5 protein-coding genes are annotated in these 3,580 nt (G+C 32.2%); 4 read left to right on the top strand and 1 reads right to left on the bottom strand.

The genetic code is table 11. From position 1 onward, the window contains the following. Nucleotides 1-87 precede the first annotated feature (87 nt). The 3 genes from VLC96_RS05720 (at nucleotide 88) to VLC96_RS05710 (ending at nucleotide 1,843) form a co-directional block, all read left to right on the top strand. Nucleotides 88-705, top strand: coding sequence for an outer membrane beta-barrel protein (locus VLC96_RS05720; RefSeq protein ID WP_325261243.1), 618 nt, complete (start codon nucleotides 88-90; stop codon nucleotides 703-705). Between the two features lie 93 nt (nucleotides 706-798). Further along, on the top strand, nucleotides 799-1,278 hold the full coding sequence (locus VLC96_RS05715) for a hypothetical protein (RefSeq protein ID WP_325261241.1): 480 nt from the start codon (nucleotides 799-801) through the stop codon (nucleotides 1,276-1,278). A gap of 145 nt (nucleotides 1,279-1,423) precedes the next feature. Then, nucleotides 1,424-1,843, top strand: a complete 420-nt coding sequence (locus VLC96_RS05710; RefSeq protein WP_325261239.1) for a lipocalin family protein — start codon at nucleotides 1,424-1,426, stop codon at nucleotides 1,841-1,843. 109 nt (nucleotides 1,844-1,952) lie between these two features. Here VLC96_RS05710 and VLC96_RS05705 read toward each other — a convergent pair whose 3' ends face one another. Beyond that, on the bottom strand, nucleotides 1,953-2,840 hold the full coding sequence (locus VLC96_RS05705) for a 3-keto-disaccharide hydrolase (RefSeq protein ID WP_325261237.1): 888 nt from the start codon (nucleotides 2,838-2,840) through the stop codon (nucleotides 1,953-1,955). Between the two features lie 203 nt (nucleotides 2,841-3,043). Between VLC96_RS05705 and VLC96_RS05700 the strand changes: the two genes are divergently transcribed. After that, nucleotides 3,044-3,580 (top strand): DMP19 family protein (locus VLC96_RS05700; protein ID WP_325261235.1); only part of this gene is annotated, 537 nt, incomplete at its 3' end.

The raw sequence follows: 3,580 nt of genomic DNA, 5'->3' as shown, positions 1-3,580 counted from the left end.
ATCGTAACTATTTGGGTTTTAGGTCATTATTTGTAATATTTTTAATTTTTTATTTATATTTGTTAGAAACAAACAAACAACAAAACTATGAAAAATTATGTTTTAATATTAGTAGCATTTCTGTTTTCATTTGGTATAATGGCTCAAGATAGAGGATCAGTGATTCTTAATGCTTACGCTAGTTACACTTTTTCAAATAATGTAAACTTTGATTACGGACATCTCAAAATTGGAGACGGTATCACTTATGGTGGTGGATTCGAATTTTTTCCTCAAAAATCATCATCTGTTGAGCTTAAATATTTAAGACTTGATACCTCTATGGATATTGACGTACCCAATGGCGTTATTGGTTATGAAGACAAAAATGGAGATGGAGCATTCAATTATATTTTAATAGGAGGTAACCATTATTTTGATACCGGAGGTAATGCGGTTCCTTATTTAGGAGGAGGAATTGGTATGGCAATTACAGAAGGACCTTATGGTGGAAGTGATACAAATTTTGCCTGGGAAATAAAAGGTGGCGTAAAAATCAAAACGAATTCAAGTGTCTCTGTTAGCTTGCAAGCCAATTTAATTTCAACAATTGCTGCTGCTGGTACCGATACATATTGGGGATATTGGGGGCCAATTGCGGTACAAGATTATGCCTATTCTTATCAATTTGGTTTAGGAGCTGTAATCGGTTTCAACTTAAAATAAGAATTTAAAATATTTTGAAAAGGTAACTCAATCGAGTTGCTTTTTTTTTGATTAAATAGCCAACAATCTTTCATTAAAAATTATAAATAGAATATGAATTCCGAATTTAAAGAAGAACAAAGATTTACACAATGGTGGCTTTGGACGATATTGATTGTAATAGCGCTTATTCCTGTATATGGGATTTACAAGCAAATTATTCGAGGTGAACAATTTGGTACAAAACCAATGTCGGATACTAGTTTAATTGTTGCCGCAATAATTACGTTTACAATCCTGTTTTTATTTCGTATTACTCAATTGAAAACTCAAATCGACCAAAATAAAATCAGCATTAATTTTTTTCCACTAATGAATAAAGTGGTGAATTGGGATGAGGTAAAATCCGCCCAGGTTTTGAAGTATGGTTTTGTGGGCTATGGGATTCGCTTCTTTACTCCTTATGGAATTGTTTACAATATCGCAGGAAGTATTGGATTAGCTCTTGAATTAAAAAATGGAAAAAAATTGCTAATCGGCACACAAAAAGGTGAAGAATTAACCAAATTTCTTGAAACCTATTTTGTGTCATAGATTTGTTATCCACTGTATGTTAATGTGTTAAAAGTTGTTTGGCAATAATCACAAAATAATATTGTAAATATTTTCTATAATTATATAACAGTTTTCAAACGCTCTACTGGTAATTTAGCCATTATTAATTTTAAATAAAAAGAACATGAAAACTAAAAATTTAATAGTTGCATTAATATTGAGTGTAGGTTTATTTACAACTTCTTGTAATTCAAGTGATGAAAATGAAGGAGATACTATTGCTCCAATTGTCGGAAAATGGCAATATGTTAAAAGTGGTACCAACGTCGGTGGAGCTGAAACATTAGTAGACTATCCAGGAAATGTAAGTGGTTGCGATCATGACTTTATCGATTTAAAGCTTGATAACACAGCTGTAGCAGGAAATTATGATTCAACAGTAAGTCCTTGCGCACTTACAACTGTATCAGGAACGTATGACAGAGGAGACAGCAAAGTTACAGTAACTGTAAATGGTGTAACTACTACTTATGATATTGTTAACCTTACAGCTACTGAATTAAAATTGAAAGATGGTAACAATGTCTATGTCTTCATTAGATAAATGAATTTCAATTTTTAATCGTCATCTTTTGATGTGATATAAAAACGGAAATGACCTTATTTATAAAAGTCATTTCCGTTTTTTTGTGGCTAATGCAGAGTTGTTTTACTTATTTGAAATAGTTTTCAAACTCTGCAGGCAATTTGTTAATTGGTTTTATTTTAATGTCTTTGTAGAAAACTTCAGCGGCTTCACTTTGTAATTGAATTTTTCCTTCTACTAATGGTTGGAATTTTTGACCGTCAAAATAACGGGAATTTTGCAAAACCATTACCACCTTTCCGTTGATGATATGAAGACTTTTACCTTCGAAGCAAACTAGTTCCATTTCTGTCCAATCGTTATTTGGCGTTTCGGCTCTCATTTTTCGCATACAAAAACCGGTATTCTCGGTATTTGTTCCAAATGGAATAAAATTTTGACTTTCATCTGCTACCGCATTCATACTCCCTTCAGGAAGATACGCTCGAATGTCAATAGCTGAATTGGCAATGTTCCAATAATCTCCAAAATGACCTTCCATAACCTGAAATTCTTGAGCCAGCATCCATGCACGCCAATAATCTACGCCCGCTTCGCCTTGTGAATGATATAGTACACCAGCATCCATTAGTTTATTGGTTCGAGGCTCCCATTTTTTGTTTCCAAACTTTACTTTTAGTTTTAAACGGTAGTTTTTAAAGTTTTCTTTAGTGAAAACACAACCATAATATTCTCCAGAAACTTTAAGCACAGGCTCATTATTTTCTTCAATTACGGTAAACATATTATTTACGTTCTTGTTGTAGCCAATTGGCGGAATTTCTTTGCCATTTGCATCTGTTGGGAGTTTACCAGAATAGCCGTCTTTGTGTTTATAGCTCAGGTACATTTCCCATTTGCTTAAATTTTTGTCTAATAATTTTATCCATCCGTCATCTGACGGGGTAGACTTTTTTGTAAAAGAAGTTAAACCAAGAAGGAGTCCAAGTAATAAAACTGAAGATATTTTTTTCATAAAATTGGTCTGTTAATTAATAGGAATTTATATAACAAAGCTAATGAATTAATTGAAAATGAAGTTGGTTGTATAATTTAAGAAAGCGGTGTTTGTTTTTTAGGAATGTTTTTTATTTTTCATCAAATAAAAAAACAGAATCCTTGTGTTTTAGTTTATAATTTGCTGCAAATTTGTATTCTCTTAAATAAAAAACAACAGACATGGAATTCGGCAAAATCATTATTTCGGATACGGCTTCAAATAGCGAGAACCCACAAGACATTATCAATTCTAATATTTCAGTGATCAACCTGATGCGAGAGGAAAAAATCGATGATGATTTGATTCATGAAGATGCCTTGATGAGTTATTATTTGGATTATTATGCAACTCAATATACAGCTGGTAACTTTGCACAATTTGTGTATAATTCTCGTTGGAATAAAGAACTTAACGAATTAATCGAAGAAGGTTTGGCTTTAATTGGCGCCAAAAAACATTTGGAATTATTTCAGGCACAAGCCAAAAAAGTACGTTTGATGAGCAGTGTTAAACTCAATAAATTTTTAAGTGGAAAGTTAGATGGCGTAAACCCAACGAGAGATTTGCTTAACAATGATGACACCTTTTTTAAATTAGAAGAAAATCTGGTGCAATTAAATGCTGCTTTTTTAAAATCGCATCCTGATACTGAAGTGCTTTCAGTTGATGAAATGTTTGAAACTTTGGAAGAATTTATTGGTCATGAAATTAAAAGA

Source organism: Flavobacterium sp. (genome assembly GCF_035456085.1).
GTDB lineage: Bacteria > Bacteroidota > Bacteroidia > Flavobacteriales > Flavobacteriaceae > Flavobacterium.
The sequence above is the reverse complement of the archived record's forward strand: the minus strand, read 5'-3'. Positions and strand labels throughout refer to the sequence as shown.

Coding starts and splice junctions, on each gene's coding strand:
- VLC96_RS05715 (WP_325261241.1), top strand. CDS start 799: ATGAATTCCGAATTTAAAGAAGAACAAAGATTTACACAATGGTGGCTT.
- VLC96_RS05705 (WP_325261237.1), bottom strand. CDS start 2,840: ATGAAAAAAATATCTTCAGTTTTATTACTTGGACTCCTTCTTGGTTTA.
- VLC96_RS05720 (WP_325261243.1), top strand. CDS start 88: ATGAAAAATTATGTTTTAATATTAGTAGCATTTCTGTTTTCATTTGGT.
- VLC96_RS05710 (WP_325261239.1), top strand. CDS start 1,424: ATGAAAACTAAAAATTTAATAGTTGCATTAATATTGAGTGTAGGTTTA.